Below are 26,304 nucleotides of genomic sequence, written 5' to 3'. Positions count from 1 at the left end.
CCGGAGGACCGGAGGACCGGAGGGACGACCGCGACGCCGGCACGCGAAGTCGCGGGCAGTCAGGGGCAGTCAGGGGCAGTCAGAGGGAAGGCGGCGCGCCGGCGCCTGGCGGAACCGGGTGCGGCCTGGGAGCGAAGGGTCACGGCGGGCAGGAAGCGGCGCGGAGCGTCACGGGCATGCGCACGCTTCCTCTCTCGCGGACTAGTGTCTTCGCCGGGGGCTTCATCGGCCCCGACAGCACAATAACTCTACCCTAACGTTAGGGTAGAGATCGGTGGAGGAAGGTCCCTGGTGAGCAGCGAGCAGCACATGCAGATCGGCGAGGTCGCCGCACGCACCGAACTGTCGCTGCGCACCATCCGGCACTACGAGGAGACGGGCCTCGTCCTCCCGTCCGCTCGTTCCCAGGGCGGCTTCCGCCTCTACACCGAGGCCGACGTGGCCCGTCTGATGGTCATCCGCCGCATGAAACCGCTCGGCTTCACCCTCGACGAGATGCGCGCCCTGCTGGAAGCCACCGACCGCCTCGACGCGGGCGAGGAACTGCCGCCCGCGGAGCGCGAGGAACTGCTGGCCCGCATCCGCGGCTTCGAGGAGACCACCCGGCAGCGCATGGACGACCTGCGCACGCAGCTGTCCCGGGCGGAGGAGTTCGCGTCCACGCTGGCACGACGCCTCACGGACGGACAGCGCTGACCAGCCAGTAACGCCCCACGAGCCGCACACCGCCCCCGTCGCCGCCGTCACCGGCGCCGCCTTCGAAGCCCCGGAACGCCTCCACCGCGGCCCGCCGCGCCCGCTCCTCGGTACCCGCGTCGGCGCCGGCCTCCCGCAGCCAGTGCCGCAACGGCCCCCAGCCGAACAGGAACCCGGCGGCGTCCTCGGCGTCCGCACCCCAGTACTGGATGCCTTCGACCTCCTCGACGGCCACGTCCACGAACCCGGCCTCGGCCAGCACCCGCCGCGGACGACCCGGGTCCGCGAAGGCCTGCGGCCCGGTCCCACCGGCCTGCGAGAAGTCGGGCAGCCGCACATGCTCCCCGACCGCCGCGAACACCGTCGCCTGATCCATGCGGTCGAAACGCTGCGGGCAGACGAACACCAGCCGCCCACCGGACCGCAGCGCCCGCCCGACATTGCCGAACCCGGCCACCGGATCGGCGAAGAACATCACCCCGAACCGGCTGACGGCGACATCGAACGAGCCCTCCCCGAACCCGTACACCTGCGCGTCGCCCTGCACGAACTCGACGTTCCCGAGCCCTTCGGCGGCAGCACTGGCCCGGGCCCGCTCCAGCATCGGGGCGGACAGATCGATGCCCAGCACGTAGGCCGCGTGTGCGGCGGCGAGCCGCGCGATCCGCCCGTTGCCGCACCCGATGTCGAGCACACGGTCTCCGGGCGCCGGCTTCGCCACCCCGAGCAGCGGCCCGTTGGCGCCGTCGTTCAGGGCGTCGAAACGGTCCTGGTGATCGGCCCAGTGCCGCCCCTCGTAACCGTTCCAGGCCGCGGCCTGCCCCGAGTTTCCCGAATCCACCGCACCACTGCCCACGCCATCCGTCATACCGCCATCCTGACGCCCAGGCCCGGACACCGGGTAGAGCCATCCCGGACGGACCTGCCGACCGACACGAGGACGGCCCGGCGCACGGCATGCAGGCGGGCAGAAGGCGCGCAAGGCCTCCGGTGTGGTGGCAACCACCAACGCTGCCGCACCGCACTCGGCGGCCGGCCACCCATCAGCCGCGTGAACAACGCTGCGGGGTCAATACATCTAGGCGGCCTTGGTCCGCGTCGTACGCGCACCACGCCCACCACGCGCACCACGCGCACTACGCGCGCCTGGGGCGTCCACCTGCTCGTCCTCGGACCAGAGGATCTCGTCCTCTCCGAAGTCCGGGGCCTGGAAGGGGTGCGTCGTGGGAGGCGGTGATACCGCAGTGGAACGGTGAGGTTGCCGCTCCGGGGCGGAGAACAGCGACGTCGAGTCGATGAGGGGTCTGCCTTTCGTCACAGGTCCCTGACGGGGCCTGGTGTGCCGTGACCGGGCACAGCGGTTCTACAGCTTGGTCATCTTGGCGTACGGGCTCAGGATCCGCATGCGCGCGGAGCCGAAATCCACGAGCGCCGCGACTCCGTCTTCGATGCCGATCACCCGGCCGAGGCCGTACATGTCGTGTGTGACTTGGTCCCCCATGGCGAAGTGCTTGGGAGCCGGTGCGACCGGGGCCTTGAAAGGGCTGGTGGGCAGATGACGCTTCGGTGCCGCAGGCTTTGTCATGGCTCAGTATGACCCTACGGGAACCCCGCTCGCTGTGGCCGTCGGCACAGATCCGGACGGCAACAACCAGCCCACGTCACTGACCTGGCCTTTCCTGACCCGAAGAGCCGAAACTCGTCCTCAGTTTTCCTTCCCTGCCAGTGACTGCCTGGCGGTCCTGCCGGCGCGCGAGGCAGCCCAGCCGTCCACCAGCGACCTCGGTGTCCTCCAGGTGCGCTCGCTCAGAACGCTGGCTCCACGGTGCCCTCGGCAGGGAGTTGCTGTGCGCGAGTGCCGAAGGGATTGTCGATCACATACCGCCAACGGCCGTCCGTACCCCGCCGGGCGATGTCGGTGGCCGTGCCCTCGACGTGCACGGCCCGTCCCTCCCCGTCCGTCCCGTCGATGACCCAGTCGACGATCAGCAGCGCCACGTCCCCACTGCGGTACACATGCCGCGGCCGGACCGAGATCGGAACCCCGAGCTCCTGCAGGCGGCCGTTCGCGGCGTGCAGGTCCGGGCCGGTCGCCGGCGACCCCGGCTGCGGCACCAGCACCGCCCCGTCCTCGTACACCTGCGCCAACGCGGCGGCGTCACCGCTGTTGAACCGCTCGGCGAACACCGCGGGCACCTCTTCGGGCCGATCGGCCAGACCTCGCATGATCGACAGACGTCCTTCCGGGCCGGGAGAATCGAAGTGCCCCACACGCTAGGAGGCGATCCCGTGACTCACCGAACAGTTGGTCACCCGGCAGGACTCCCCGACGACCCACGCGCACACGTCACCGCCCCCACCCCCGACTGCCCGGTGGAAATCACGCTGGCGGCCCTGCACGGCCGCTGGACGACACTGGTGATCCGCGAACTGCTGCGCGGCGACCGCTCCTACAGCGACCTGCGCGCGGCCCTGCCCAGGTTGTCGGACAAGGTGCTGTCCGACCGCTTGGCGCAGCTCGTCGAGGCCGGAGTCGTCGAGCGCAACCGCCGACCGGGCTGGCCGCCGCGCGTGCGCTACGCACTCACCCCGAACGGCCACCGCCTCGGCCCCGTCCTCCAGGCCCTGTGGGACTGGGGAGCGCACACCTCAACACCAGACACCGGCGCTGAGAGCAGCCGTGCGACCGACCCCGTTCATTGATCGCCAGGACCGAACCGCCTCACCCGCAACAACGTCCCAAGATCCCGCCCACAGCACGGTCCCGCACCTTCACCCACGGACGCCGGAAAAATCCCCCCAAGCCTCTTGACTCGACCCGCAACCTGCCTAACCTGATTAATAAGCCGCAACACCGAAAGAGTCACAAAGTCGATCAGGACGTCTAGTCGGCGGAGTGACCCGGACAGGATGTGGCCCAGGCCCCCGGCAAGCCGGCGCGATACCGGAGTGACAGTGACGACTGAAACTCCAGGACACGTGCAGCACTACCGGGGACTGTTTTTTGCCCCCACACCCCCCGCCCGCCGGCTCCCGGCGCGAAGGCCACGCCATGACCACGAGCCCGCCCGCCTGGTTCCCCACCGCGGGCGGCGTCCAAGATCCTTGCGCGCGTCGTTCACAGACCGCGACATACGGCCACATACGGCCACAGACGGCCGCACCGGACTGCACACGTCTGCACACGTCTGCACATACGCGAAGACCCCGGCCTCAGCGTTTCCGCTGGTGACGGGGTCTTTGGGCACCTCATGCAGGGTGCCCCCGGCAGGATTCGAACCTGCGCACACGGCTCCGGAGGCCATTGCACTGTTCAGGATTCCCGCAGGTCAGGGGGCCACGCGGCGGCTTTGGGTAATTCCCCGTCCACCGATGGTCCACGAGCTTTGGTCGGGCACGATCGCAGATCGTCACCAGCCACCCGTGTCGCTGGCAGGGCCAGCGAAGTGGTGAGCCGAGCATGCTCATCGGCAGGCCTCGGCAATCGATGCTCGTAGCTCGCCGAGACCTGCAGACTTTTCATGACGTTCCAAAGCGGTTGCTTCACACGGAGACGAGAGCGTAGCCAGGAAGTGAGGAATCTTTGGTGGTCCAGGTGATGAGCTTCCCGTCCGTTGCTCCCGAGGCCTGAGGGAGGAAGAGCGTAAAGGCCATGACCACATCGCCGGCAGACAGCTCGTCCTGTACGGCCGCGTCTTTGGGCACCATGGGGTAGAGCAACATGCCGCCGCGTGTAGACCCTGGGTGGTTCGCGATTGGCTGGACGAGGGATCGGTCATCCGGTTGTGACTTGGCTTGGAGCTTTCCGTTGATGACCCGACGACGGTGGATGCTGAGCGGTCCGAAGCCATCAATGGTCACCTGGGCGTCCTGCCCCTTGAGCTGGGGCAGAATGACGTGCCAGTCCGCGATCATGTCGGGCTTTGCTTGGCGAAGGAAGTTTAGGTCGGGGCGGAACGAGTCCTCCTTCGCCCATTGGAGTTGGCTCAGGATCGAGACCAAATCCTCATTGGTCACCTGAGTGCTGAGGACGTTGATGGGGCGGCCGTCCAATTCGAACACCTGCGGGTGGTCAACCGCAGACGAGAGGAGTGGCAAGAATGCCTTGGTGTTCTGCTCCAGCAACGTCTTGTCGGAGATGAGAGGGTAGCCACTGCTCGGCTCCTTCATCGGTGTTCGCCGTTGTTCCACCCGTGCGTTGTACATTTTGTTGGCGGCGGTGGGCTTGATCTTCGGGTGGTGCTGGGCGACGAGCGGCGGGATCTGGCTCGGTGTGATCTGCGGCAAACCGTCGGCCCCAAGCGGAGCGTATTGGCGTAGTTCGTCGCGGAAGAACTCCTCGTCCTGACAGATGTCCTCAAATTCGTCGTACAGCGCTTGGGTGGTGTACAAGCGCACCAGGTCGCGGTAGCCAGCACGGTATCCGAACCAGCGACCCATTTGCATCATGGTGTCGGCCTGCCGGGATCGGCGCAGATAGTAGGAGACGGTCAAACCCTCCACGGTGAAGCCGCGGGCGAGCTTGTTACCTCCGACGAGGACCCTCCAGATGTGCGGTGTTGTCGCGAAGTCAAGCTCTTCTCCCTCGATCTTGTCGCTGTTTACCACAAGGACTGGGTGGCCGGTTTGCCCGATGCGGTTAACCGCGTCGCCGATGAATGGGACGATCTCGTCGAATGTCGACGGCGCTGCGCCACCGTCTGGACGTCTCGTAACCGGAAGGATATCTCTGTCGTAAAGGTCCCGCAGTCGTTCGAAACACGATGCAGAGCGATATCCGGAACGGTCCCACATTTCCTTGATTCTTGCGCGCTGTTCGCGGTGGGCTTCCTTCTGCATCGCTACGTGGTAGAGCATGGTGTGATGGCGGAACGCGCCGAGGTCGAGACTCTCACGGTAGAGCTTGACCGCACCGGTGAGGACGAATGTGTCAAGCGCCTGCTGGAGATCGGAAACCTGCTCGTTTTCGTCTTTGTTCACGATGCGCACGTGCGCCTTCTCGGCGGAGTTGTCCTCGGTGCGCTCGTCGAGAGGGATGTCGAGGTTGAGATCGTGGAAGTCACGCGCGCCCATGTAGCCAGGGCCCGGGGGCAAGGCGATTAGGAAGTTCTTGGGGAAGATGTCCTCGGCGTCGTTCGGGTCGATGAATACGTTGGCGAAAGGAGTGGCCGTGTATCCGACGTACTGCGCCCGGGGTAGCATCTTCAATAGTTCCGCTATGTGACGGTTGATAGCGGAGCGCTTCTTCTTCTCCTCGGCCGTGAGCGGCTTGGGCTTACTGGTGTTGACGGAGGCCTGATCGGACTCGTCGTCGATGATCAGGGTGGGAACCTCTTCGAGACGTGTCGTGATCTTGTTGAGGTCCGCGACGAGTTTCTTGAGGACTGTGCTGTTCTTCTTCACCACCGCCAGGCGTGTGTCTCCGGCGAAGAGATTGGCCGGATGGAAGAAGGGCAGGTGCCGTTCCCGCTTGGGGAAGTCCAGCGCGGAGATGCCGAGTTCCAGGCTCTTGTAGTCGAAAGACTTCTTCGTCAGCCGATAGAGGTCCGAACCGCCCCCGTCCGATGGCCGCACGCCGTGTCGGACGAAACGGTCCCAGTCCGGGTCGTCCCTGACATAGTCCGTGGCGTCCAATGCCGCGTCGTCGTCCGGTTTGACGCCTCTGAGGATGTTCTCCTGGCCGACGAGTTCCATATCCAGGCGGCGTTGCGTCTGTGTCCGTAGCAGGTCCGTGGTTCCGCTGAGGACGATGATCAATCGGTAGCCAGCATCGATGGCCTTGGCGATGACGCCGGTGAAGTTGGCGGTCTTTCCGCTTTGGACGTAGCCCACCACGAGGCCCTTGGCCTGGTAGGCATCGGCTGCGGTCGGATTCGCCAGCCTTTCCACCACGCTATCCGTGGCCTTGTCCAGCGCCGTGATTGCCTTCGGGTCCAAATGGGGGGCGGCCTGAAGGGACTCGGAGTAGTGCTGCCAGTAGAAGTCCCGGCTACGTTTGATGTCCTCTGTGTACCAGGGCGTCCACTCGTCGGCGATGACGATGGGCTCCTCAAGGTTGGCAATGGGGATGAGGTCACCCAGCAGGGCTGCGGTCGCCTCCTCGACGTCGAGCATGCGTAGCACGACCTCGCGGCGCTCGCGTGTGTTGGGGGCGGTGTTTTCCGTCCAGGCAGCGTCCTCAGACTGATGATCAAATGTGGCTAGGCGCAGACTTAGCGCGCGACGCAACTCGTCGTTCGGGTCGGCTGCTGCCAAGTGGGTGCGTAGCTCGGCCTCTTCCACCATTGCGGGACTTTCGGCAATGAAAGCGGCAGCCTGGCGCAGAGGACGGGGACCGGTGCTTTCCATCATCTTCAAGGCGCCGAGGTAGGCATCGGCTAGATTCATACGGTTCCTCCGGAGGCGAGGGCCGATCGTAGGTAGGAGGGAGTGTGGTGACTGTGCGGCACTGCTGAGAGGTCGAGCCGGTAGCGAACCTCGGTGATGGAGGACATATGGACGCCAGAGCTGGCCAAACTCGCTGGAGTGAGGCGAGGAAAGGTCTCGTCGACCAGATAGAGAACCGGTGGGGTTCGGGAGCGGAAGCGCCTTCCGCTGACCTTCGCTGGAGCCTCGCGCCAGCCAGCAGCTGTCAGTCGGCGATCGAAGTCCGCCAAGACGGCGCCGCCCAGCGCCGCTCGTACCTCTGCGACGAGCTCGGCAAGCGTCTTGCCTTCGCCGGGTCCGGCACCGGTGAATTGATGCGAGACCAGCCACAAAGGTTTGTCAACCGTTGGCACGAGCTGGGTGAGGCTAGATATCCAATGTTCGCGGTTCTCCGAGAGAGTGGACTTTACCTCAAGATCGATCTCTCGCAGGCTGAAGTCGTGCTCCTCAGCGACGGGCCCGAGCCATCCCCCCACAGCATCTTCCGACCCGAGGTAGCCGATCAAGCACCTGAGTGTTACTAGTTCGCCGAACAAGCCGACCTCGCGTTCGGGCGAGAGGGCCCCTGGTCCGCGAAGTAGCTTCCCGAGGGAGCGGATGGTCTCCGTGACGGCTGCTGAGACGCTGCGGCCGGCAAGTTGGATCCGGTCTGCCACGAGGCACAAGATCGCGTAGCCTTCGGCGAACTTGTCGGGTTCGTCGACGACTATCTCGATGTGCTGTCTGCCGGCGAGCAACACCGACCGGCACCGAACGTGAGTTAGGCCTGTCTCGATCTTCCCCTCCCGTGAGGCCCGCGGTGCTCGCAGTCCGATCTCCCGGCGACTGGGGTTGATGAAGATGCTCAGTCTCGGGTGGCCCGCAATCGGGTGTTCGAAGGGCACACCGAGGGACAGGGCCTCCGCGAAGTTCTCCGGATCTAGATGGCGGTTGTCACTCACCCACGTCCACCTTCGCCGCCATGCTCAAGATCTCCTGCCACAGCTCGATGTTGTCTCGGTCGCGGACCCCGAGATACTCGCCAGTGAAGGCCTGCTCCATGAGGAGGTACAGAAGAGACTTCAACAGCGAGGCGTCGTTCGAACCACGGCGCCCACTCTTCGCCGGTGGCCTGAAGCGCTCGTTGAGCCACAGCACCCGGTCGGCGCGGTCTACGCGGAAGAAATCGTCCCTGTGCGCGCGATCGAAGCGTGTCCAACGCATCGTGATGGGCGCCTGATGGTCCTGCATCGGTATCTCGTCTCGGATCGCGCGCTTCAGTTGCGGCGCGAAGCCCTTGCCCGGCGGGATCATCGACTTGCGTGCCCGCCGTCGCTTGCGGGACTCCCTGAAGCGCTCCTCGGCGTCCGTCAGATAGTCGGCGAACGTAGCTCCGTCGTCAGCCACTGCGGAGGCGGCCAACGGAGCGAAATCCGGGCCAACTTGGACACGAGACTTCTCCGGATTCATCGCGAGAAGCCCGGGTGGCAGCCCGTCGATGTCGACCTCGACCCGTGCCAGCTGTCGCTCGCGGACCGCGACGCTGACCCCATCCCAGCTGCCGCCTGCTTGAAGGAGCCGGCCACGCCGGTAGAAGAACAGCCCTTGGTGCTTCTCCGCGCCCTTGGCGAGGTTGAACTCAAGGATTCGCGATCGTGGCGGCCAGATATGACACTTGAAAACCACTTGCAAGTCACCGTGCCGGGCGACCAGATTCTTCGGGTAGCCCGCCTTTCCGGTTCTGGCGTAGCCGAAGGGATTAATCGCGTCCACGCGCGAGCGCGGACCCACCAGCTCGTGGTCGACGTCTTCAACGTCCAGAAAGATCTCGATGCGACCCTCCTCGATGACGCGATGCAGGGTCAGCCCCAAGTGGTTGATGATCTCTGTCATCGACCTGGTGATGAATTCCTCAACACGCGTGGGATCGTCCGTGACTGGAAAGCCGAAGACCTCGTCCCAACGCACGATCGTTCCCGTACCGGACCAGGGTATGCCCCAACGGCGGGACAGCTCCGACTTGGCGAAGGCCTCGGCGACGACGTCGCAGTGGAACCCCCGCTTGTTGGGATCGGCTTCCAGGCGCCGGCCTACCGGTGCATGCCCCGCTGCGCATGACAAGACGGTCACGAGCTTTGCGTTGCTGAATGAAGCTGCCTTAAGCCCGATCCCAAAGCTTCCAAGGTCCTTTTCGGAGTACTCTCGACGCCCGCCGAGAGTCATGGCGACGTTGATGCGCGCGGCACTCATGCCCTTGCCGTTGTCAACCACGTACAGCCCGCGGAGTCGGCCGTCTTTGCGGACAAACCGGATCAGTACATGGCTCGCTTCCGCGTCGATCGAGTTGTCGACCAGGTCTGCGAGGGCGGTGTGCAGAGAGTGGTTCCGTCCCAGGCCGTCGAGGGCCCGCCGGTCCGGAGGCAGTTCAACACTGCCGTCCACTGGCACTTCCTCTTGCCAGCGCTGACCCAACGTCACCTGGCCAGGACTACCGAGGGAGTGAGTCACCGAAGGCATGACGTCACCATATCGCCAAACGTGTGCGTCTTGTGAAGATATTCAACAGGCAAGATGCTTGCCAGCGGCTGGCCCCGTGAGGACACGCAGGAGTCGCGGGCCTGGCCGCCGAGTTGGACGCCTCGCTGGAGCGACGCGGTGCGTCGGTCACCACTCCGCGGCTGCCCTGACCCAACTTGCCGGTCGCCGCCAGCACGAGGCGATCGCAGGGCTCCATACCACTGCGCGCCATGCAAGTCAGGCTGACTAGTGCTCTGCAAGGTCGGCGCCCTGGCTGGCCTTGTCCTTGCCGCACTTGACCAACTCAAATAGCTGCAGCCAGGCTGCTGCGGCCGCCGCCGTCATCCTTTATGGCTGAATGCCAACTCGTAACGCATTGTGTCCCGCTCACGGCAACAGGCGTGGGCGGGCTCTCTTCGTCTTGTCACGTCAAGTCGTCAGGGGGGAACGACTCGCCTTCGATGTAGTACTTGCGCGCGCTCTTCGAGCGCAGCTTCTCGGGGTACATCACGACATAGCCCGGCAAGACCGTGATCTGCCAAGGCGACGGCAGTTGGGCGCTCACGAGCTGGAAGAATTCGTCAGCGGTCATCTCCGACGTTGCGAGAGCTATCTCGAAGCCGGCGTAAAACTCGACCTTCTTCTTGTCCCGGTAATAGGCGTATCGGAAGGTGTACGGAAGATTCGTCTTCGCGATGTGAAGCAGGCTCTTCAGGTCGACGTTCCCGACGGGAAGCCCGTCAATCACCCAATCCAGGCGTGCCGGGTACAACTGATCGAAATGGTCAGGGCCGAAGAACGTCGTGTCCCGCTCTCTCCCTGGATCATTGATACCGAAGCCGTTGTAATTCCAGGGCGCCTCGCCGTCGCCCTGATGCTTCTTGATCAATAGCTCTTCAGGTGTAACGGCGTTGAAATCCTCATCGACGGATAGTGCGGTGAACGTGATCTGGTCAATGTCCGTGTTCTCGCGACCGCTCAGCTTCCTCAAGTGTTTGGACAAACGCTGAGGGAGTGACTTGTCGGCCTTGCCGATGTACACCAGCTTGCCGTGGCGGTAGAGCTGATACACGCCCTTGAGAGGTGGGAGCTTCGCCAGGTTCTCCGCCGTGAGGGGCGCCTTCGTAAGGGCGGCAAGGTGTTCCGCCAGCTGGTCACCGAGTGCCTGGGTGATGCTGAGCTTGAACTCTGCGTAGTTGCCCAGGCCCCCCTGGTCACCGAGCGTCATGACTAACGGCCCCCTTCCGTAAGTGATCGCTGTCACCTTAACGGGTGGCCTTGGTGTTCATGGGGTGCGTCTCTCTTGGAGTGGCTTGATGATCGCCAACTCCGCGGTATGCTTCGCGCATGCCTGAGCTGCGAGAAGAACGCCAAGAGGTGGGGACCTGTGTCGAGTTGTTCGCCGGCGGCGGGGGGCTCGCGATGGCTGTGCACGCTGCGGGCTTCCGTCCGCTCTTGGTGAATGAGCTGGCCCCGCGGGCGTGCCAGTCCCTGAGGGACAACCCGCCGGACCCCAAGGAGCCAAAGAAGCCGTGGCCGCTCGTCCCCGGTGACGTGAGCAACATCAGCTTCACCGACCACGTCACCGAAGAGGTCGACGTTCTCGCGGGCGGGCCGCCCTGCCAGCCCTTCAGCCTGGGTGGAGTCCACAAGGGCACGGAGGACAAGCGGAACATGTTCCCAGAAATGTTCCGCGCCATTCGAGAAATGAGACCGAAGGCGGTCATCTGTGAGAACGTTCGCGGTCTTCTCCGCCCGTCTTTCAGGCCTTACTTCAATTACATTCTGAACGAATTGACCCTCCCCTTCGTGGAGCGCGACAAGAGCGCCGCATGGGAAGACCACAACGACGTCCTTGAGAAGCTGATCGCCAACGAATCAGTTGATCTTTCGGAGCGCTACGTCGTCAAGGAAATGGCGGTCAACGCCGCTAACTACGGCGTACCCCAGATTCGGAATCGGGTAATCATCGTCGCGTTCCGCGCCGACCTCGGCGTCAACTGGGGCGAGTTCATGCCCAAGGAGACCCACTCCGAAGAGTCACTGATCCACTCCATGCGCGAAGGTGGACCGTATTGGACGGAGCGACACAGGAACGTGCCCGCCAACGTCCGCAAGCGCGTCATCGCCAACCTCCCGGAGCTCGACTATGAGAATAAGAAGGTCAAGGAAAAGCTGAAGCTTAAGCCGTGGCATACCCTGCGTGACGCCATCGAGGGAATCGACGAGAACGAGGGCAAGCCGCTTCCGTACGTCACCGAGGAAGCCGTCGAGAAGAAGCTCGAAGTGGGAGATATCCCCGATCACATCGGATGGCCTGGAGCCCGCATGTACACGGGCCACACACCGAACGTGCTGGATCGGCCCGCGAAGACCGTGAAGGCGGGTGTGCATGGTGTGCCGGGTGGTGAATCCGTCATGCAGCTCGACGACCCGAACTTCGTCAATGCCGGCGGCGGAACCGGATACCGGTATATGACCGTGCGTGAGACGGCCCGAGTCATGACGTTCCCAGACCGTTGGATCCTCGACGGGCCAAGGGGAGAGAAGATGCGGCAGCTGGGGAATGCCGTACCCGTCAAGCTCGGGACAGTGTTCGCGAAAGCCGTCGCCAACGCGCTCAAGTCGGTTGGCGCGCTGGATGACCCGGAGAAGCGGAAGTGACCGAAGCCGCGGACGGTCGGCAGAGGCGTTGGAAGGATCGGATGCCTCCCGACCGAGCGTGGAAGCCGAAAGCGGGGATGAGCAGGGAAGCCCGCGCGGCCGAGCAGGACCGCGCCGCTGGCGGCCGTCTCTCGCGCGCCGTCGACCTCGGCGAGGGCCGCTATGCGCGCGCGTCCATCGCGCTGCGCCTGTACCGCAGCACCCGCCGCATCCGCGCCTATCTGCGATGGTCACAGGAGGGCGAGACACAGGAACGGTACGTCGGCGAGGTGGACGCCGCGACACGCGCTGCGAACCTCGCGCAGGCGTGGAAGATGGCCCACGCCGCTGGCTACGTCACCACCGAGACTCTTCCCCCTGGCTCGTGGGCGTCCTCTCCCGTCTCCCGCGCGGTCATGTCCGCAAACAAGGGACGGGACACAAAGCCCGAGAAGCTGTTGCGGTCCGCGCTGCACAGACACGGACTGCGCTACCGCGTAGGCGTCAGACCGATACCCGACCTGCGCCGAACCGCCGATGTGGTGTTCACCCGGGCCCGCGTCGCCGTCTTCGTCGACGGCTGCTACTGGCACGGCTGCCCGGAGCACCACCGACCCGCCAAAAAGAGAGCGGAGTTCTGGCAGGACAAAATCGCCGGAAACCGAGCCCGCGACGCCGAGACCAACGAGGCACTGAACAAGGCTGGTTGGCTCGTTATCCGCGTGTGGGAGCACGAAGATCTGGAGCAAGCGGCGCAAAGGGTGGTCAAGGCAGTGAAGACGAGACAGGACCTGAGCGGCGTAAGCCAGAATTGAGTGCTACTGGCTGCTTGCGGCACGGATGGCACAGCCGCAGCTACGGCCAAGGGACAGCTTGAAGACCCCCGGGCATCTGCCCCGGGGGCCGTTTTCATTACTCAGCCCTCCTATGCGAACTACGGGCGGGGCGGTCGCTGACATCTGTCGGGCTGGTCGTCCGGGTGCCTGCGGTCGGTGGTGACTGGGTGCGGCCGCGGTGGTTGCTGTGCTTCGCTGCTCTACAGCAGCACACTCTCTCGTGATGTCACTTCGCGAAGCGCCGGCGCGCCGCGAGTTGCCGCAGCCTACGGTGACGCTGTTCCGCTGCGCGCTGCTGAGCTCTGACGACTGCAGCCGCCTGCGGATCGCTGACCAAGTCGTAGTCGTACAGGAGAAGTGCGTCATCGTCCTGCGTGAGGAGGCTACGCAAGGTATCGATGTGTCGTTCTGGCCGGACGAGCAGTCGCTTGCTCTCCAACCATGGGGCCAGGCCGCAGTCTTCTTCCAGTACGGCCATCACTGTAGCCAGCTAGGCAGGCCTCTTCATGCCAGTTCTCCGGGCTTAGGCATGGCTCAACCAGGGTCGCAGATCCAATCGGGTGACCTGGGGCTGTCGCTGGCTACGACTGTCGTCTGTAGTCGTCACCGGTCGCTGCTGAGCGGCCTCGGACGGCCCAGAGACGGCCCAGCGGAGATCACTCGTCGGCTGCGAGCCACTCATCGAGCCGGAGCTTGACCTGGTGGTTGTGGGCGACGTGCAGATGACCTCCCCACCGACGAAGGCCCCGAGGACTGGGAGGTCCATCCCTAGCGGCATGGCCGTGATCTCCGCCAACGCTATGGCGTTCGGCACGCTGCCTATACGTATGAAGAACCTGAACGGTGATCCGGCATCCCCCTAAATACCCTGCGCGCTCTTGCGTCGGCTGGCACAATGCGGCGAGCAAGAGTAAGAGTCATTGACCAGGAGAGCCCGCGTGGAATCCACACATTGGACCCCCCCTTGTGCATGAAGCCGGTCTCGCTTCCTATTGCCTTGGTATCGGTTTGGCCAGTATGCGAAAGGCGAACTTCGCCGAACCGAAGCATTACTATGGAGCCTTCTTCGAGTACACAATCGGCTTGGAGCGAGTAATGAAGCTCGCCCTAATTGTCGATCATTGCGTAGAGCATGGAACGTTTCCTAGCAATGAGAAGTACGCTCAGAAATATGGGCATCGCCTCACCGACTTGATTGTTGGTCTAGCTGGCGTGCGTGGACAACTGGAGCCCGACGCACGAGTCTGGGAGGCGCCGGACGGCCCGATATTCAATGCCGCAGTCTCCATCCTTTCTGATTTCGCACGTGGGGCGCGGTACTACAACATCGACGTACTTACCGGCAAGGAACCTACCATCGACCCTGTGGCCAGATGGTTCACAGAAGTCGGTATTCCACTCCTGGCAACCAGGAGGAAGACCCCAGATGTGCAGTGGGCCAAATTCGTGGACGACGAGGTCGGGAATCGAGTGCAGATCAGCTTCACCGATGCAACGGGAGGGCCCCTCAGCAGCTTCGAAGACTTGGCGCGAATGACTCGCGACAGTGAGTTCGTCGCAAAGGAGAGCACGTTCCTATGTGCCAAGTTGGCGCGGTACGCAATTTCAGTTCTTTGCGCGCGAGCCGAGCAGGCAAGCCAAAAATCCGGGCTGCCGTACTTCGCGGAGTTTTTTTACGCTCTCTTGCTCGAAGATTCCACTCTTAAAAAGAGGAAGACATTTATGCTTTAGAGAGGGCATGCCTCGACAGGGTTAGTTAGGCAAGCGACCGGCTTTGTGTCGATCCGGTTGTCCCTCCCTGACCACACCCGCGCAGCCACCGCAACCCGTCACTCACCCCAGCTCCCATCCCGTCCGCCGTCGACCCACACACCGTGGAGCGGGCGTGGTCCATGGCGTCCAGGTGGAGCGCGCCACTGTACGAACGACCTGGACGCCATGGGCCGCGTCTGCTCGGCTTCTGCCTGGGTCGACGGTGGACGGGATGGGAGCACCTTGCGCACGCCACAACGGACTCGCAGCCGGGAACGGCGCCCCCTCCATCCCGGTGCCGGCCGATCCCCCGCCGGAGGCACTGTTCTGACCTCGGCTGGGCCGTCTCACCCTGACACCGCCTAGTCTTCGCCCCTTGTGGGCGCGGACGGGCGACGGCGCGCGGCCCCGGTGACGAAGGCAAGGAGGGGCGGCGCGCCGGCGACTGGCCGGCGCCGCCGCGCTGTGCGCGGCACCTCCAATCTTTGATCGGACTCCTTGCAGTCCAGGAGGCCGGGAGCAACGGCGAGCGAAGCGAGCCCTTGAACCAGTAGGGAGAGTTTCAATCACGCTGGGATTGCTCATCGTTGATGCTGCTCTTGTGCCTGGTGAGGGTTGGCTCGTGGTGTAGAACCCTGGGTATGGGGAGTGAACGGCGCGAGCGGATGAGGATGCTTGGGGCACGTCTTCGGGCTCTGCGTGCGGAGGCTGGTCTGACGGGTGCTGCTCTGGCTCAGCGGGCCGGCGTGGGTCAGCCAACGGTCTCCAAAGTGGAGACCGGGCGGATGGTCCCCAGTGTCGATGTGCTGGACCGGCTGTGCCGGGCGCTCAACCTCGATGAGTCGGCGGCCCGGGAACTCCGTGACCTCCTCGTCGCCGTTGAGTCTGCGATCGCCACCGATTCCGAAGCGGAAGGGCTGCCCGCTGGGCTCGTCGTTGATGACGCGGTCCGCGGTGCTCGGTCGGTGCGGTCGTTCCAGTGTGTCGTTCTGCCGTCGCTGCTTCAGAGCGCCGAGTACGCCCGTCACGTCTTCGAGAGCGCCCCGGATGCGACTGCCGAGTCAGTTGGTCGGGCTGTCGCTGCCCGCGTGGAGCGGCAGAGCGTGCTGTACAAGCCGGGGCGCGAGTCGGTGTTCGTGCTGACGGAAGCCGTGCTGCGGACCTGGCCGGGCACGCCGGCGTTGATGCTGGCCCAGCTCGACCGGCTGCTCGCCGTCGAGAGCCTGGGCACCGTGCGGCTTGGCGTCATCCCGTGGCGCCGCCCGGTGCCGCTTCTGCCTCGGCACGGATTCACTCTGTGCGACGAGCAGGCTGTCGTGATTGAGGCGTTCACCGGTGAGCGGGTGGCCGTCGACTCCGCCGAGGTGGCTGCGTACGAGGAGACCTTCGACCGCTTCCAAGGCGCAGCCGTCTTCGGGGACGAGGTACGTGAGCTGCTGTTGCGGGTGATGAAGGAGTTCCGCGAGCTGGGAGACACGGTCACCCCTTAGAGGAATAATTCCTCTACATGCCTGGCGTGCTGGCTTCGTGTGGGCATAGCCTGCCGTCGCGCTATCTAGTCCCCTAGACGCAGACAAGGAGCTTGCCATGCGTACCAAGTGGTGCCGCGCCTTCCCGGGTCTTGCCGAGCAAGTGGTCCAGGCCCGTCACTTCGTCGCTGCCTTAGTCGCCGAGAAGGGGCCGGTCGATGATGCCACCCTGGTTGTCAGCGAACTGGCCACCAACGCCGTACGTCACTCGCTGAGCGGGGCGGAAGGCGGCTGGTTCCTCGTGGTCGTCGGCTTCGGCGACGGCTTCGTCCGTATCGAGGTGGTCGACCAGGGCGGCGAACGGGTCCCGCACCTGTGCGATGTGACCAGCCAGGAAGAGGGCGGGCGCGGGCTGCTGCTGATCGCGGCCTGTGCGAAGGACTGGGGCGTGAAGAACTGGCCCGACGGGCGTTCCGTCTGGGCGGATCTAGCCTGGGAGAGCGCGTGACCGGGCGCCCGTCACTGATGAGGGGCCGTTGCCATGCCGGCGGTGACGGGTGACTCCCCGGGGTGTGCCTCGGCGGAGGTCGCGTTTCTTCGTCGTTGAAAGTCGTACGGGACGGCGCCTCCCGCCCATTCCGTCTAGGGCCCTAGACTCCTGGGTACTTCTGGGAGGTGTGGTCATGTCGGACGAGTTGCAGCGGATCATGGCGATCGATGATCCGTACCTGCTTCTGCGTGAGGTCACCACGAGGCTGGCCGCGGCGCAGCAGGAGGTGACCGAACTCGCCCGGCTCCGCCGCCGCGTGGTTCAGGACCTCCACGCGCAAGGGATGTCCTACGCGCAGATCGCCGAGAAGGCCGGCCTGAGCCGCGGGCGTATCCATCAGATCCGCCACACCGGCCCGGCGCCTGAGGGGGCCTTGCTCGGGAGGGGTGCCGTCACGGTGGTGACGCCGCTGCGGTGGGACGACGCGAAGAAGCGGCCGGTCGTCGCTATGGCCGATATGAACTCCGGCAAGCGGCTGGAGGAGCTGGCGAAGTTGTACGGGCTCGACGTCAGCTCCGGCCATGTTCAGGTGAGCGGCGAGGTCGACCTCAACCGTGACGGGCTGGTCGTTGTATGCGGGCCGGGCATGTCCCAGGCCATGCGCGACCTGTACGCCCAGGACCCGGTACTCGCCTGGGAACACCCGGAGGGCGAGCCCTGGGCACTGGTGGACCGGCGTACTGGCACGGCGTACCACGCCGGGGCAGACCTCGAACCGAGCCGCCCGCACGACGTCGGATACCTGGGCCGACTGCCCCGACCGGACGGCAACGGCTCGGTCCTCACCATCGCCGGCATCCACACGGCAGGCTCCCTCGGCGTCGTCCACCTGCTCACCTCGGACCTCAGCACGCTGTGGGGACAGGTGGGGGAGCGGCACTTCTCCACACTGGTGAGTGTCGAGTACGACCCCGAGACCGAAGAGCCGCAATCCGCCGAACTCCTCTGCCCCCTCTACCTGCACGACGAGGAGGCGACGGCGTGAACGTCGCCCTCGGCACGCTGCCCGCCGAACCAGACCAGCAGAACGAGGACTTCGCGGCCGTCGCTCCCGGTGCGGCCGTCCTCCTCGACGGTGCCGGCGTTGCAGGGGCCGAGACCGGATGCGTGCACGGCATCGCGTGGTTCTCCTCTACGCTGGGCGGACTGCTGCTGGGCAACATCGCGCAAGATCCCGTCCGACCGCTCGCCGACTGTCTCGCCGACGCGATCCGCAGCGTCCGGTCCCTGCACGAGGACACGTGCGATCTGACCTACCGGGCCAGCCCGACCAGCACAGTCGTCGCGGTCCGAGTCGGTGGGGGAGCGCTGGAGTACCTCGTCCTCGGTGACTCGACCCTCCTCCTCGCCGGGCAGGACGGGAAGACGACCGCTGTCACCGACGACCGCCTGGACCGGGTCGGCAAGCAACTCCGTGCGTCGGTCGACCGACTGCCCACCGGCACGCCCGAGCACGCTGCCGCCCTGGCCCAGTATCGCGAGGACCTGACGGGACTCCGTAACCGGCCGGGCGGCTTCTGGATCGCCGGCCCCGAACCGCGGGCAGCCGAGCACGCCCTCACCGGAATGGTGCCGCTGGAGTCGCTGGCGTCCGTGACCTTGCTGAGCGACGGCGCGACACGCCTCGTCGACCGGTTCGGCCTCGCCGAATGGACGGACGTGCTGGACGTGCTCGCGTCCGCCGGCCCGGACGAACTCATCCGCCGTGTACGGGAAGCGGAGAACGGCGATCCCGACGGGCAGCGATGGCCTCGCGGAAAGGCGAGGGACGACGCCACGGTTCTCCACTGGGTGCTGTCCCGTGTCATCGAACCTTGACTGTTTGACACCGAAGGTTGATCACTGTGTGTTCACGGTGGCCGCTACTCCGCTGGAGAGGCCCCCTGCTGCCCGTGTCAGCAGGGGGCCTTTCATAGCCGGTGGCGTTTCAGACAGCGCGGCTGAGCCGGATGCAGCGGAGCGAGGCGATCGCGACGGCGACGGCAATGAGTCCAGGTACCTCCGGCTGCAGGTAGAGCAGGTAGTAGAGGGCCGCCGCCACAACGAGATCGGACACATGGGGACGTGTCCATTTGACGCTGATGCCGCGCCAGCTCTGTGTTTCCATGGATGGAGTCCTTCCCTTGTCGAATGCAGAGATCGGGGCTTGGACGTCATCGGAGGCCGCCGTGCAGGGCGGCCTCCGTCGTCTTGGCATCGACTTTAGGGCGCAGGCGCTGACCTCGATGTGATCAGGGGGTGCCGTCGGCCAAACGCTCAACATGGTTCCTGGAAAGCGATGTTCCTAGAATCGGATTTTTCTATAGGGCAGCCTAAAGACGCTGACCTGCGGTTTTGCCGCTCTCATCCACGCGGATAAGCCTGGACGATCATCTTCCGTTCGCAAGTTGGCTGATTCCTGATCCTTCGAGCATGCGGGCCGCCCCGCGCGTGGGCTCTCCATCCAGGTCACATGCCACCCGCGTGATTGCGCGATGAGCTGGCGATCAGTCTTCGATGGCACACGCTCAAGGTTCGCTGGCAGAGGACAGGTGCCCTCGTCGTAGCCGCAACCCAACCGCAGAATCGAACGCATGAGCGACCAACCAACCCTCCCGACTGGAGCTGCTGCGCTTCGCGCGCCGTGTGGTCGTGCAGTAGGCGACGGCTGCCGTGCGGCAGCTCGACGGGTGGATCGCGGACGAGGAGCGGCGCGAGGCTGAGCGGCGCCGAGGTGAAGAGATGCGGCCGCCGCCTCCGGACTGGCTGCTCTAGTACGGGCTCAACCGGAAGAGCGTGGATGCCGTCCATGCCGGGGACTGTTGGGCAGCGACGAAGTCGGGCCGGTGTCGTCCCGCGTCCCGCGGGCAGGTGGTTGAAGCTCTGCGGCATGGCGTGCCGGCGTGCGTGCACTGCCGCCCGGATACGGCGCTGGGCCTGCTCGACAATCCGTGACGGTGGCGGTTCCAGGAGCGCGCGAAGGGCTTCCGAATGGCGTCGCCGGCCGCTGCGAGATCGGGTGGCTCCATCGACGCTCATGCAACACGCTCGTATACCCCCCTAGACAGTTGACGGGGCGTCGGTTTACGGTTGTTGTCAATCCCCCTAGACAGTTGGGTGGTCGCCTCCCTGTGCTGTCTAGGGGGGTATTCAACGGCTCGGCGTCCACGAGGACGCCCGAATCAAGTGAGGTACAGAATGCGTGTCATCCCCGTGGACACCTCGTCCGCCACTCTCCTGGTCACCAAGCTCCCTGAGGTCAAGGTGAGGGACCGGCAGACCGGCGAGGTGGCCGTGGACCCGGTCACCAACGACCGGCTCATGGTCATGGAGCTGGTGTTCATCGCCCAGGGCGGCTCGGACATGATCAAGGTCACCGTGCCCGAGAAGGGCATCGGCGAGGGACTGGTCATGGGTGCACCGGTGTACCTGTCCGGCCTGATCGCCCGGCCCTGGGAGAGCGAGTTCGGCGGCCGTACTCGGCACGGCATTGCCTACCGGGCTGACGCCGTCATGGTCGGCACGCCGGCCGCGGTGCAGGGCTGAGCGCCATGACCGATGCCCTGTGGATTCTGCTGTTAGCGGTCCTGGTGGCGGCTGCGCTGGCCGCTGTGCGCCGTCGACTGCCGGTCCTGTTCTGGTGGCTGGTCGGGTATCCGGCCGTGACGCTGCGGGTGCTCACCACCTACCGGGCCACCATGGACGCCTGCGGCCTGACGGTGCCCGCCTCGGCCGTGCGCCGGGCCACCGCCCGGATGGTGGGGCGGCAGGCCGCTCCCGTACCGCCTCGTCGGTCGCTGCCGCTGCCGACCGGGTCCGGACTTGTGATGCGGCTGCGCATGGCGGCCGGCCAGGCACCCGAAGACTTCAACGCTTCGGCCGACCGGCTACGGCATGCGTGGGGTGCGCACGCCGTGCACGTCCGTCCCACCAAGCCGGGACGGCTGGAGCTGCGGTTGGTCGGCTGGGACGTCCTCACCGACGTACGGCCCCCTCGTCGGCGGCTGCGGACCGAACCGCTGACCCTGCCCCTGGCACTGCGTGAGGACGGACACTGGCACGTCCGGGACTTCCGCACCGTGCCGCACGAACTCATCCTCGGCGCAACGCAGTCGGGCAAGTCCGTGTACCTGCGCAACCTGCTCTGCGGGCTGGCCCGGCAGCCCGTCGCACTGGTCGGCATCGACTGCAAGTGGGGCGTCGAACTAGCTCCATTCGCGCCCCGGTTGTCAGCACTCGCCGACACACCGGACCGTGCGAACGACCTCCTTGACGCCCTGGTGGACGAGATGGAGGCACGCTTCCGCCTCATCGGCATGAGGGGCGGGGCCGGCCCGGATGCCGTGCTCACCTCGGACGTCTGGGGCCTGCCGGAGAAGGCGCGGCCGGTGCCGATCGTGGTCGTCGTCGACGAGGTCGCCGAACTCTTCCTCGCCGCGAGCAAGGACGACGAGAAGCGGCGGGACGCCATGGTCACCAAGCTCATCCGCCTCGCCCAGCTCGGGCGCGCGGCCGGCATCTATCTGGAGGTGTGCGGGCAGCGCTTCGGCGCCGAACTCGGCAAGGGCGCCACCATGCTCCGCGCCCAGCTCACCGGTCGGGTCTGCCATCGCGTCAACGACGAGACGTCCGCCAACATGGCTCTCGGCGACATCGCACCGGAAGCGGCGCTGGCAGCCACCAGGATCCCGGCCGGACGACCCGGCGTCGCGGTGGTCGGTGACTCCTCCGGCGGCTGGTCCCGGGTCCGCTCCCCGCACGTCACCCTCGAAGACGCGGCGGCCGTCTGCCGCAACACTTCGGACCTGATTCCGGAACTTCCCCGCCTGGACACCTTCCGACCTGTCGTGGCGCAGCCTTCCGCTGCTCCCGCCGCCCAGCCCACCGCGCGCCCGGTGACCGGGTAGCCGCACTTCCCCTCCAACGGTCGGCGTGACCGCCTCATGCCAAGTCCCTACCCCTGCCATGCCTGAAACCGAAGGAGCCCGAGCCGATGCGTGCCTACCTGGCCCGCGTGGACGCCGTGATCGTGCAGGCCGTCATCGCCGGTGCCCTGTCTTTCTCCCACCTGCACGACGTCGCCGCGGCGGCCGGACAGGACGGCTGGAAGGCGTGGGCCTACCCCGTGAGCGTCGACCTGCTCCTGGTCGCCGCCTGGCGTCGGATGCGCCAGTCACAGCGAGCGGGCCTGGCGGCTGGCGGTCCGCGTCTGTGGTTCCTCGTAGCCCTGGCCGCGTCCCTCGGCGCCAACGTCGCCACGGCCGGCCTCCTCGACCTGGACGACGTACCCGCCTGGCTCCGCGTGATGGTCGCGGGCTGGCCCGCTGTCGCCTTCTTCGGCGGCACGCTGCTGGCTCACGCTCCGCACACCCCGGAAGGGCCCGCCGCCTCTCCCGCGACGGACGCGGTAGCGGCTCCTGACGGCGATTCGTCCGGCGTGGAAGGGCCCGATCACAAGGTTCCGTACCCCGCCGACCCCGGACCGGCTTCCGAGCCTGCTGCCACCCCGGCCACCGCTCCCGCCCCGGCGCCTGCTCCAGCCGTCGCCCTGCCGCCCGCCCTCGTCGACCGCGTCCGGGCCCTGGCCGAGGAACACCGCTCGGCCACCGGCCGCCCCGCCGACCCCGACGCCGTACGTACTCGGCTCGGCCTGCCCCCGTCCATGACTGCATCCGTCGCCGCACACCTCTGAGAGGAGCCCCACCGTGAACCGCCGTTTCCGCAACCTCCGACGCATCGGCCCCGTCAACGTCGCCTCCTACGTCGAACGCGGCCGGAACCGCCACTTGGCCGCCTGCACCGCGCCCCGCTGCGACTTCTCCGCCGAGTACGACAGCCGCGCTGCCGCCGAACTAGCCGCCCGCACCCACCGCTGCCCCGCCTGACAGGAGACCACCCGACATGGACGTTCCGCTCTGGCTCGCCCTGCTCGTCGTCGGCGTCCTCGGCGTCAAGCTCATCCGCCCGCCCTGGTGGCTCATCGCCGTACTGCTCCTCGGCGGCTACCTCCTCGCCGACAGCCTGCTCGCCCCCGTCATCGACCCCGCCCTCAAGTGACCCGCGAAGGGAGACCGCTCATGTTCCGACCGAAGGTCCCGACCATGCCGCAGCCCACCGGCCTGACCACCCCGCCCGCAGTCGTCGAACCGACCGTAGTCACGCCGCACGCCCCGGCATCGACAGCCGCCACCCCAGCCCCGAACCGTCCGGCCGTCCAGCTCACACCGGGCACCGTGCTCGCCCTGGTCGGCGGCGGCACCGCCGTGGTCCTGGTCGTCGGCGCCGTCTTGGTCTCCATGCTCCTCGCTGTCGCCCTTACCGCCGCATCCGTGGCCGTGTGTGCCCTCACCGTCCGCTCCGTCATCGCCCGCCGCTGACACCACCGGCCCGACCTCCCGGCTTTTTCGCACTGTCTAGTCCCCTCGACAAAAGCAACTGCACACCCACCCACGCAAGGAGGACCCCGCACATGACTCCTGCGGCTCCGACCGCAGCTATCCGCCAGCTGGCAGCACTCGCCCAGCACGGCGACCTCAGCGCCTACGCCCACCAGATCCAGCGCCTCGGCGGCTGCGAGCGGCCCATCCGAATGGAGGGCCACCGGCTCGACGTCCACGCCACCACCGGAGAGATCGTCCGGGAAATCGCCGACCGCGACCTCCCGGCCGGACAGCTCCTCATCCGCTGCAACAACCGCCGCGCCACCCGCTGCGCATCCTGCGCCGAGGTGTACCGCAAAGACACCTTCCACCTCATCACGGCCGGCCTGAGCGGCGGCAAAGGCATCGGCCCGGCCGTGGCCCAACACCCGCGCGTCTTCGCCACCTTCACCGCACCGTCCTTCGGCCCCGTGCACAACCGCCCCGGCGGCGGCCGGTGCCGCTGCGGACGCCTCCACCCGGACGACGACCCCGCCCTCGGCACGCCCCTGGACCCGGACCGATACGACTACCGCGCGGCCGTCCTGTGGAACGCTCACGCGGGGAAGCTCTGGGGCCGCTTCACCACCTACCTGCGCCAGCACCTCGCCTCCCGCGCGGGCCTCAGCCGCTCGGCGCTGCGTCACTGCCTCAAGGTCTCCTACGCCAAGGTCGCCGAGTACCAGCGGCGCGGTGCCGTCCACTTCCACGCCGTCATCCGCCTCGACGGCCCGGACGGCGCAGAGGACACCCCGCCGACCTGGGCCACGACCGAACTCCTCACCGATGCGATCCGCTGGGCGGCCAGAGAAGCCGAGGCACCTGGTCCGGTCCTCGACGGCCACGCGTATGCCTTCCGCTTCGGCGAGCAGATCGACATCCGCCCCATCCGCTCGGCCGACTTCGCAGGCACCTCGGAACTGTCCAGCCGCGCTGTGGCCGCCTACATCGCTAAGTACGCCACCAAGGGCGCCGAGACCGCCGGCACCCTCGACCGCCCCATCCGCAACCCGATCACGGACCTGATCGGCTCCGGCGTCACCGACCACGCCCGGCGCATGATCCTCACCTGCTGGCACCTCGGCGCGCTCCCGGAACTCGAAGACCTGCGCCTGCGCAAGTGGGCTCACATGCTTGGCTTCCGCGGCCACTTCTCCACCAAGTCCCGCGCCTACTCCGTCACCCTCGGGGCTCTCCGCCAGGAACGAGCCGACCACAACGAAGCACTAGCCCGCGAACGCGCGGCAGAGGCCGGCCACCCGCTGCCCGACCCGGACACCGTGCTCGTCCTCCGCCACTGGCGCTTCGCCGGCACCGGCCTGACCGCCGCTGAATCCTGGCTCGCTGCCTCAGAGCGCCCCGATACCCCTGACACGGAAGGAGACTCGGCGTGGACCGCCGACGAGACGAACTGATGACTGTTCCGCAGATTCTCGCTGAGCTGGGCGGAGTCTCCCGGCGCACCTTCTACCGCTGGCGCGAATTGGGCCAGGGGCCTGCTGCTTTCAAGCTGCCCAACGGAGAACTTCGGGTGTGGCGAAGTGACTTCACCACTTGGCTGCGGCAGTTGGAGGCGGCGGCGTGAAGTCTCTTGACGTGAAGGTATGGAGCGTCCGTAAGCGGGATACGAAAACCCCTTCGTACGGGGTCCGCTGGTCTATTGCGGGCAACGTCTTCTCGGAGTCCTTCCGGACCAAGGCGCTTGCCGACCACTACCGCACGAAGCTCATGCGCGCGATGCGCGACGGCGAGGAGTTCGACACGGAGTCGGGCCTTCCGGCCTCGATGGAAGAGAAGAAGTCGGCCGTGTCGTGGTACGCCTTCGCTCTCAGGTACCTCGCCATGAAGTGGCCCCATGCCGCCCCCAACACACGGGACGGGATCAACGAAGCCCTCACCAGCGTGACGCTGGAACTCCTCGACGAGCGTGCCGGACGGCCGTCCGACGAGGTGATCCGCAGAGCACTGCGCAACTGGGCCTTCGTGCTGCCGGGGCCCGATGACCGGGAAGTCCCGGACGACGTGCGGAACGTTCTCCACTGGGTGTCCAAAGCGTCCCGGCCGCTCGCCGATCTCGCAGAACCGGCCACGGCTCGCGCGGTCCTCGACTCGCTGAAGCTCAAGCTCGACGGCACGGCGGCAGCGGCCGAGACGGTGCGGCGCAAGCGTCGGACGCTCGTCAACGCCGCGAATTACGCCGTCGACCTGGGGGAGTTGCGGGAGAACCCCATCACGGCTGTCCGCTGGCAGAAGCCGAAGGTGTCCAACCAGGTCGATCCGCGGGTCGTCGCCAATCCGGAGCAAGCACGGAACCTGCTGGCGGCGGTGTCCTACGTGGGCGGGTACCGGCGTGCCCGTGGTCGTCGCCTCGTGGGTCTGTTCGCCGCCATGTACTTCGGCGGTCTCCGGCCGGCGGAAGCGGTCGGCCTCGTCGAGACGGACCTGAACCTTCCCGAGCAAGGCTGGGGCTCGGCGCTGCTCCACCGGACCCGTCCGTCCGTCGGCAAGCAGTGGACCGACTCGGGGGAGACCCATGACGACCGCGGGCTGAAGAACCGGCCGACCGAGGACGTCAGGCGGGTTCCCATCCCGCCCCACCTCGTCGCCGTGCTCCGCGAGCACCTGGCCACCTTCGGCACGGCGGACGACGGGCGGCTGTTCTTCAGCGAGAAGGGCTCGGTCGTCCCGTCCTCGACCTACTACCGCGTGTGGCAGGAGGCCCGGCTCCTCGCGCTACCGCCGGCCGTCGCAGCCTCGCCGCTCGCGAGTAGGCCGTACGACCTCCGGCACTCGGCGCTGTCGACGTGGCTCAATGCCGGGGTCGATCCGACCGAGGTCGCCGAACGCGCTGGCAATAGCGTTGAGGTCCTGCTGACCCGCTACGCGAAGTGCCTCGACGGACGGCAGGACGTTGCGAACCGGCGTATCGAGGACCTGCTCCGCGAGTACGAGTGAGACAACCTGCACCGACACCGAGGCCCCAGGCATGCCGCCTGGGGCCTCCCTCGTTCGGCCCTACCCGCGCCAATGCTTCGTTT

The 26,304-nt window shown here is 66.3% G+C and carries 27 protein-coding genes and 1 pseudogene; 19 read left to right on the top strand and 9 right to left on the bottom strand.

The genetic code is table 11. The annotated features are described in order from the left end of the window. Window positions 1–309 precede the first annotated feature (309 nt). Window positions 310–696 (top strand): MerR family transcriptional regulator, encoded by a 387-nt coding sequence (locus FGW31_RS10775; RefSeq protein WP_142193281.1) that lies wholly within the window; start codon window positions 310–312, stop codon window positions 694–696. On the opposite strand, the gene FGW31_RS10770 is transcribed toward FGW31_RS10775, so the two are convergent. The 3 genes from FGW31_RS10770 to FGW31_RS10755 all read right to left on the bottom strand — a co-directional run bounded on the left by FGW31_RS10770 (window position 677) and on the right by FGW31_RS10755 (window position 2,922). Continuing rightward, window positions 677–1,564 carry a class I SAM-dependent methyltransferase gene (locus FGW31_RS10770; protein ID WP_142193173.1) on the bottom strand — a complete coding sequence of 296 codons (888 nt, stop codon included), beginning with the start codon at window positions 1,562–1,564 and terminating at the stop codon, window positions 677–679. The two genes, FGW31_RS10775 and FGW31_RS10770, sit on opposite strands and share 20 nt — an antisense overlap. Before the next feature lie 495 nt (window positions 1,565–2,059). Continuing rightward, a complete protein-coding gene (locus FGW31_RS10760; protein ID WP_142193171.1) occupies window positions 2,060–2,281 on the bottom strand; it encodes a hypothetical protein in 222 nt (73 codons plus the stop codon). 221 nt (window positions 2,282–2,502) lie between these two features. Next, complete coding sequence (locus FGW31_RS10755; protein ID WP_142193170.1) at window positions 2,503–2,922, bottom strand: YybH family protein; 420 nt, start codon at window positions 2,920–2,922, stop codon at window positions 2,503–2,505. A gap of 63 nt (window positions 2,923–2,985) precedes the next feature. On the opposite strand from FGW31_RS10755, the gene FGW31_RS10750 reads away from it, so the two are divergent. After that, a complete protein-coding gene (locus FGW31_RS10750) occupies window positions 2,986–3,399 on the top strand; it encodes a winged helix-turn-helix transcriptional regulator (protein WP_142193169.1) in 414 nt (137 codons plus the stop codon). A gap of 840 nt (window positions 3,400–4,239) precedes the next feature. On the opposite strand, the gene FGW31_RS10745 is transcribed toward FGW31_RS10750, so the two are convergent. The 4 genes from FGW31_RS10745 to FGW31_RS10730 all read right to left on the bottom strand — a co-directional run bounded on the left by FGW31_RS10745 (window position 4,240) and on the right by FGW31_RS10730 (window position 10,846). Further along, the gene (locus tag FGW31_RS10745; protein ID WP_142193168.1) at window positions 4,240–7,083 is read right to left on the bottom strand and encodes a Z1 domain-containing protein; all 2,844 of its coding nucleotides are present in this window, start codon (window positions 7,081–7,083) and stop codon (window positions 4,240–4,242) included. Next, window positions 7,080–8,063, bottom strand: a complete 984-nt coding sequence (locus tag FGW31_RS10740) for a PD-(D/E)XK motif protein (protein WP_142193167.1) — start codon at window positions 8,061–8,063, stop codon at window positions 7,080–7,082. Before FGW31_RS10740 ends, FGW31_RS10745 begins: the two co-directional genes overlap by 4 nt. Further along, complete coding sequence (locus FGW31_RS10735; protein WP_220450369.1) at window positions 8,056–9,543, bottom strand: ATP-binding protein; 1,488 nt, start codon at window positions 9,541–9,543, stop codon at window positions 8,056–8,058. The genes FGW31_RS10740 and FGW31_RS10735 overlap by 8 nt, the downstream gene beginning before the upstream one ends. 499 nt (window positions 9,544–10,042) lie before the next feature. After that, complete coding sequence (locus tag FGW31_RS10730; protein ID WP_142193165.1) at window positions 10,043–10,846, bottom strand: GIY-YIG nuclease family protein; 804 nt, start codon at window positions 10,844–10,846, stop codon at window positions 10,043–10,045. Between the two features lie 119 nt (window positions 10,847–10,965). On the opposite strand from FGW31_RS10730, the gene FGW31_RS10725 reads away from it, so the two are divergent. Continuing rightward, entirely contained in the window at window positions 10,966–12,282 is a 1,317-nt protein-coding gene (locus tag FGW31_RS10725) for a DNA cytosine methyltransferase (protein ID WP_142193164.1), read from the top strand. Between the two features lie 77 nt (window positions 12,283–12,359). Then, window positions 12,360–13,076, top strand: a complete 717-nt coding sequence (locus FGW31_RS10720; protein WP_220450368.1) for a very short patch repair endonuclease — start codon at window positions 12,360–12,362, stop codon at window positions 13,074–13,076. A 247-nt stretch (window positions 13,077–13,323) separates the two neighbouring features. Here FGW31_RS10720 and FGW31_RS10715 read toward each other — a convergent pair whose 3' ends face one another. Beyond that, complete coding sequence (locus tag FGW31_RS10715; RefSeq protein WP_142193163.1) at window positions 13,324–13,575, bottom strand: hypothetical protein; 252 nt, start codon at window positions 13,573–13,575, stop codon at window positions 13,324–13,326. 488 nt (window positions 13,576–14,063) lie between these two features. On the opposite strand from FGW31_RS10715, the gene FGW31_RS10710 reads away from it, so the two are divergent. The 5 genes from FGW31_RS10710 (at window position 14,064) to FGW31_RS10690 (ending at window position 18,686) form a co-directional block, all read left to right on the top strand. Beyond that, entirely contained in the window at window positions 14,064–14,828 is a 765-nt protein-coding gene (locus FGW31_RS10710; RefSeq protein WP_142193162.1) for a hypothetical protein, read from the top strand. Between the two features lie 662 nt (window positions 14,829–15,490). Continuing rightward, window positions 15,491–16,339, top strand: coding sequence for a helix-turn-helix domain-containing protein (locus tag FGW31_RS10705; RefSeq protein ID WP_142193161.1), 849 nt, complete (start codon window positions 15,491–15,493; stop codon window positions 16,337–16,339). Between the two features lie 97 nt (window positions 16,340–16,436). After that, complete coding sequence (locus tag FGW31_RS10700) at window positions 16,437–16,826, top strand: ATP-binding protein (RefSeq protein WP_142193160.1); 390 nt, start codon at window positions 16,437–16,439, stop codon at window positions 16,824–16,826. 175 nt (window positions 16,827–17,001) lie between these two features. After that, window positions 17,002–17,853, top strand: coding sequence for a sigma factor-like helix-turn-helix DNA-binding protein (locus FGW31_RS10695; RefSeq protein WP_142193159.1), 852 nt, complete (start codon window positions 17,002–17,004; stop codon window positions 17,851–17,853). Continuing rightward, the gene (locus FGW31_RS10690) at window positions 17,850–18,686 is read left to right on the top strand and encodes a protein phosphatase 2C domain-containing protein (protein ID WP_142193158.1); all 837 of its coding nucleotides are present in this window, start codon (window positions 17,850–17,852) and stop codon (window positions 18,684–18,686) included. Before FGW31_RS10695 ends, FGW31_RS10690 begins: the two co-directional genes overlap by 4 nt. Before the next feature lie 109 nt (window positions 18,687–18,795). Here FGW31_RS10690 and FGW31_RS10685 read toward each other — a convergent pair whose 3' ends face one another. Beyond that, window positions 18,796–18,975 carry a hypothetical protein gene (locus FGW31_RS10685; protein WP_142193157.1) on the bottom strand — a complete coding sequence of 60 codons (180 nt, stop codon included), beginning with the start codon at window positions 18,973–18,975 and terminating at the stop codon, window positions 18,796–18,798. A gap of 518 nt (window positions 18,976–19,493) precedes the next feature. Between FGW31_RS10685 and FGW31_RS35250 the strand changes: the two are divergent. The 10 genes and pseudogenes from FGW31_RS35250 to FGW31_RS10635 all read left to right on the top strand — a co-directional run bounded on the left by FGW31_RS35250 (window position 19,494) and on the right by FGW31_RS10635 (window position 26,221). After that, window positions 19,494–19,802 (top strand): annotated as a pseudogene (locus FGW31_RS35250) (DUF6233 domain-containing protein). A 243-nt stretch (window positions 19,803–20,045) separates the two neighbouring features. Further along, window positions 20,046–20,393, top strand: a complete 348-nt coding sequence (locus tag FGW31_RS10675) for an SCO3933 family regulatory protein (RefSeq protein ID WP_142193156.1) — start codon at window positions 20,046–20,048, stop codon at window positions 20,391–20,393. 5 nt (window positions 20,394–20,398) lie between these two features. Beyond that, window positions 20,399–21,754, top strand: coding sequence for an FtsK/SpoIIIE domain-containing protein (locus FGW31_RS10670; RefSeq protein ID WP_142193155.1), 1,356 nt, complete (start codon window positions 20,399–20,401; stop codon window positions 21,752–21,754). An 86-nt stretch (window positions 21,755–21,840) separates the two neighbouring features. Continuing rightward, window positions 21,841–22,539, top strand: a complete 699-nt coding sequence (locus FGW31_RS10665) for a DUF2637 domain-containing protein (protein ID WP_142193154.1) — start codon at window positions 21,841–21,843, stop codon at window positions 22,537–22,539. A 13-nt stretch (window positions 22,540–22,552) separates the two neighbouring features. After that, window positions 22,553–22,732, top strand: coding sequence for a mobile element transfer protein (locus FGW31_RS10660; RefSeq protein WP_019524147.1), 180 nt, complete (start codon window positions 22,553–22,555; stop codon window positions 22,730–22,732). 16 nt (window positions 22,733–22,748) lie between these two features. Further along, on the top strand, window positions 22,749–22,904 hold the full coding sequence (locus tag FGW31_RS10655) for a hypothetical protein (RefSeq protein ID WP_006134826.1): 156 nt from the start codon (window positions 22,749–22,751) through the stop codon (window positions 22,902–22,904). 20 nt (window positions 22,905–22,924) lie between these two features. After that, window positions 22,925–23,224 carry a SpdD-like protein gene (locus FGW31_RS10650; RefSeq protein WP_142193153.1) on the top strand — a complete coding sequence of 100 codons (300 nt, stop codon included), beginning with the start codon at window positions 22,925–22,927 and terminating at the stop codon, window positions 23,222–23,224. A 92-nt stretch (window positions 23,225–23,316) separates the two neighbouring features. Beyond that, window positions 23,317–24,681 carry a replication initiator gene (locus FGW31_RS10645; RefSeq protein ID WP_142193152.1) on the top strand — a complete coding sequence of 455 codons (1,365 nt, stop codon included), beginning with the start codon at window positions 23,317–23,319 and terminating at the stop codon, window positions 24,679–24,681. Further along, window positions 24,681–24,851, top strand: coding sequence for a helix-turn-helix transcriptional regulator (locus FGW31_RS10640; protein WP_033275543.1), 171 nt, complete (start codon window positions 24,681–24,683; stop codon window positions 24,849–24,851). Before FGW31_RS10645 ends, FGW31_RS10640 begins: the two co-directional genes overlap by 1 nt. Further along, the gene (locus FGW31_RS10635) at window positions 24,848–26,221 is read left to right on the top strand and encodes a tyrosine-type recombinase/integrase (RefSeq protein WP_142193151.1); all 1,374 of its coding nucleotides are present in this window, start codon (window positions 24,848–24,850) and stop codon (window positions 26,219–26,221) included. Before FGW31_RS10640 ends, FGW31_RS10635 begins: the two co-directional genes overlap by 4 nt. Window positions 26,222–26,304: the final 83 nt, after the last annotated feature.

The organism is Streptomyces calvus (assembly GCF_006782915.1).
In the GTDB taxonomy this organism is placed as follows: Bacteria; Actinomycetota; Actinomycetes; order Streptomycetales; family Streptomycetaceae; genus Streptomyces; species Streptomyces calvus.
Note: the sequence above shows the minus strand (reverse complement) of the source record. Positions and strands in the feature narration are given on the sequence as shown.

What these genes read in the sequence shown, in the direction of transcription:
- FGW31_RS10655 (WP_006134826.1), top strand. Translation starts at nt 22,749, where the DNA reads ATGGACGTTCCGCTCTGGCTCGCCCTGCTCGTCGTCGGCGTCCTCGGC.
- FGW31_RS10705 (WP_142193161.1), top strand. Translation starts at nt 15,491, where the DNA reads ATGGGGAGTGAACGGCGCGAGCGGATGAGGATGCTTGGGGCACGTCTT.
- FGW31_RS10675 (WP_142193156.1), top strand. Translation starts at nt 20,046, where the DNA reads ATGCGTGTCATCCCCGTGGACACCTCGTCCGCCACTCTCCTGGTCACC.
- FGW31_RS10650 (WP_142193153.1), top strand. Translation starts at nt 22,925, where the DNA reads ATGTTCCGACCGAAGGTCCCGACCATGCCGCAGCCCACCGGCCTGACC.
- FGW31_RS10665 (WP_142193154.1), top strand. Translation starts at nt 21,841, where the DNA reads ATGCGTGCCTACCTGGCCCGCGTGGACGCCGTGATCGTGCAGGCCGTC.
- FGW31_RS10715 (WP_142193163.1), bottom strand. Translation starts at nt 13,575, where the DNA reads ATGGCCGTACTGGAAGAAGACTGCGGCCTGGCCCCATGGTTGGAGAGC.
- FGW31_RS10730 (WP_142193165.1), bottom strand. Translation starts at nt 10,846, where the DNA reads ATGACGCTCGGTGACCAGGGGGGCCTGGGCAACTACGCAGAGTTCAAG.
- FGW31_RS10670 (WP_142193155.1), top strand. Translation starts at nt 20,399, where the DNA reads ATGACCGATGCCCTGTGGATTCTGCTGTTAGCGGTCCTGGTGGCGGCT.
- FGW31_RS10685 (WP_142193157.1), bottom strand. Translation starts at nt 18,975, where the DNA reads ATGGAAACACAGAGCTGGCGCGGCATCAGCGTCAAATGGACACGTCCC.
- FGW31_RS10695 (WP_142193159.1), top strand. Translation starts at nt 17,002, where the DNA reads ATGTCGGACGAGTTGCAGCGGATCATGGCGATCGATGATCCGTACCTG.
- FGW31_RS10700 (WP_142193160.1), top strand. Translation starts at nt 16,437, where the DNA reads ATGCGTACCAAGTGGTGCCGCGCCTTCCCGGGTCTTGCCGAGCAAGTG.
- FGW31_RS10640 (WP_033275543.1), top strand. Translation starts at nt 24,681, where the DNA reads ATGACTGTTCCGCAGATTCTCGCTGAGCTGGGCGGAGTCTCCCGGCGC.
- FGW31_RS10755 (WP_142193170.1), bottom strand. Translation starts at nt 2,922, where the DNA reads ATGCGAGGTCTGGCCGATCGGCCCGAAGAGGTGCCCGCGGTGTTCGCC.
- FGW31_RS10725 (WP_142193164.1), top strand. Translation starts at nt 10,966, where the DNA reads ATGCCTGAGCTGCGAGAAGAACGCCAAGAGGTGGGGACCTGTGTCGAG.
- FGW31_RS10745 (WP_142193168.1), bottom strand. Translation starts at nt 7,083, where the DNA reads ATGAATCTAGCCGATGCCTACCTCGGCGCCTTGAAGATGATGGAAAGC.
- FGW31_RS10720 (WP_220450368.1), top strand. Translation starts at nt 12,360, where the DNA reads ATGAGCAGGGAAGCCCGCGCGGCCGAGCAGGACCGCGCCGCTGGCGGC.
- FGW31_RS10770 (WP_142193173.1), bottom strand. Translation starts at nt 1,564, where the DNA reads ATGACGGATGGCGTGGGCAGTGGTGCGGTGGATTCGGGAAACTCGGGG.
- FGW31_RS10775 (WP_142193281.1), top strand. Translation starts at nt 310, where the DNA reads ATGCAGATCGGCGAGGTCGCCGCACGCACCGAACTGTCGCTGCGCACC.
- FGW31_RS10760 (WP_142193171.1), bottom strand. Translation starts at nt 2,281, where the DNA reads ATGACAAAGCCTGCGGCACCGAAGCGTCATCTGCCCACCAGCCCTTTC.
- FGW31_RS10645 (WP_142193152.1), top strand. Translation starts at nt 23,317, where the DNA reads ATGACTCCTGCGGCTCCGACCGCAGCTATCCGCCAGCTGGCAGCACTC.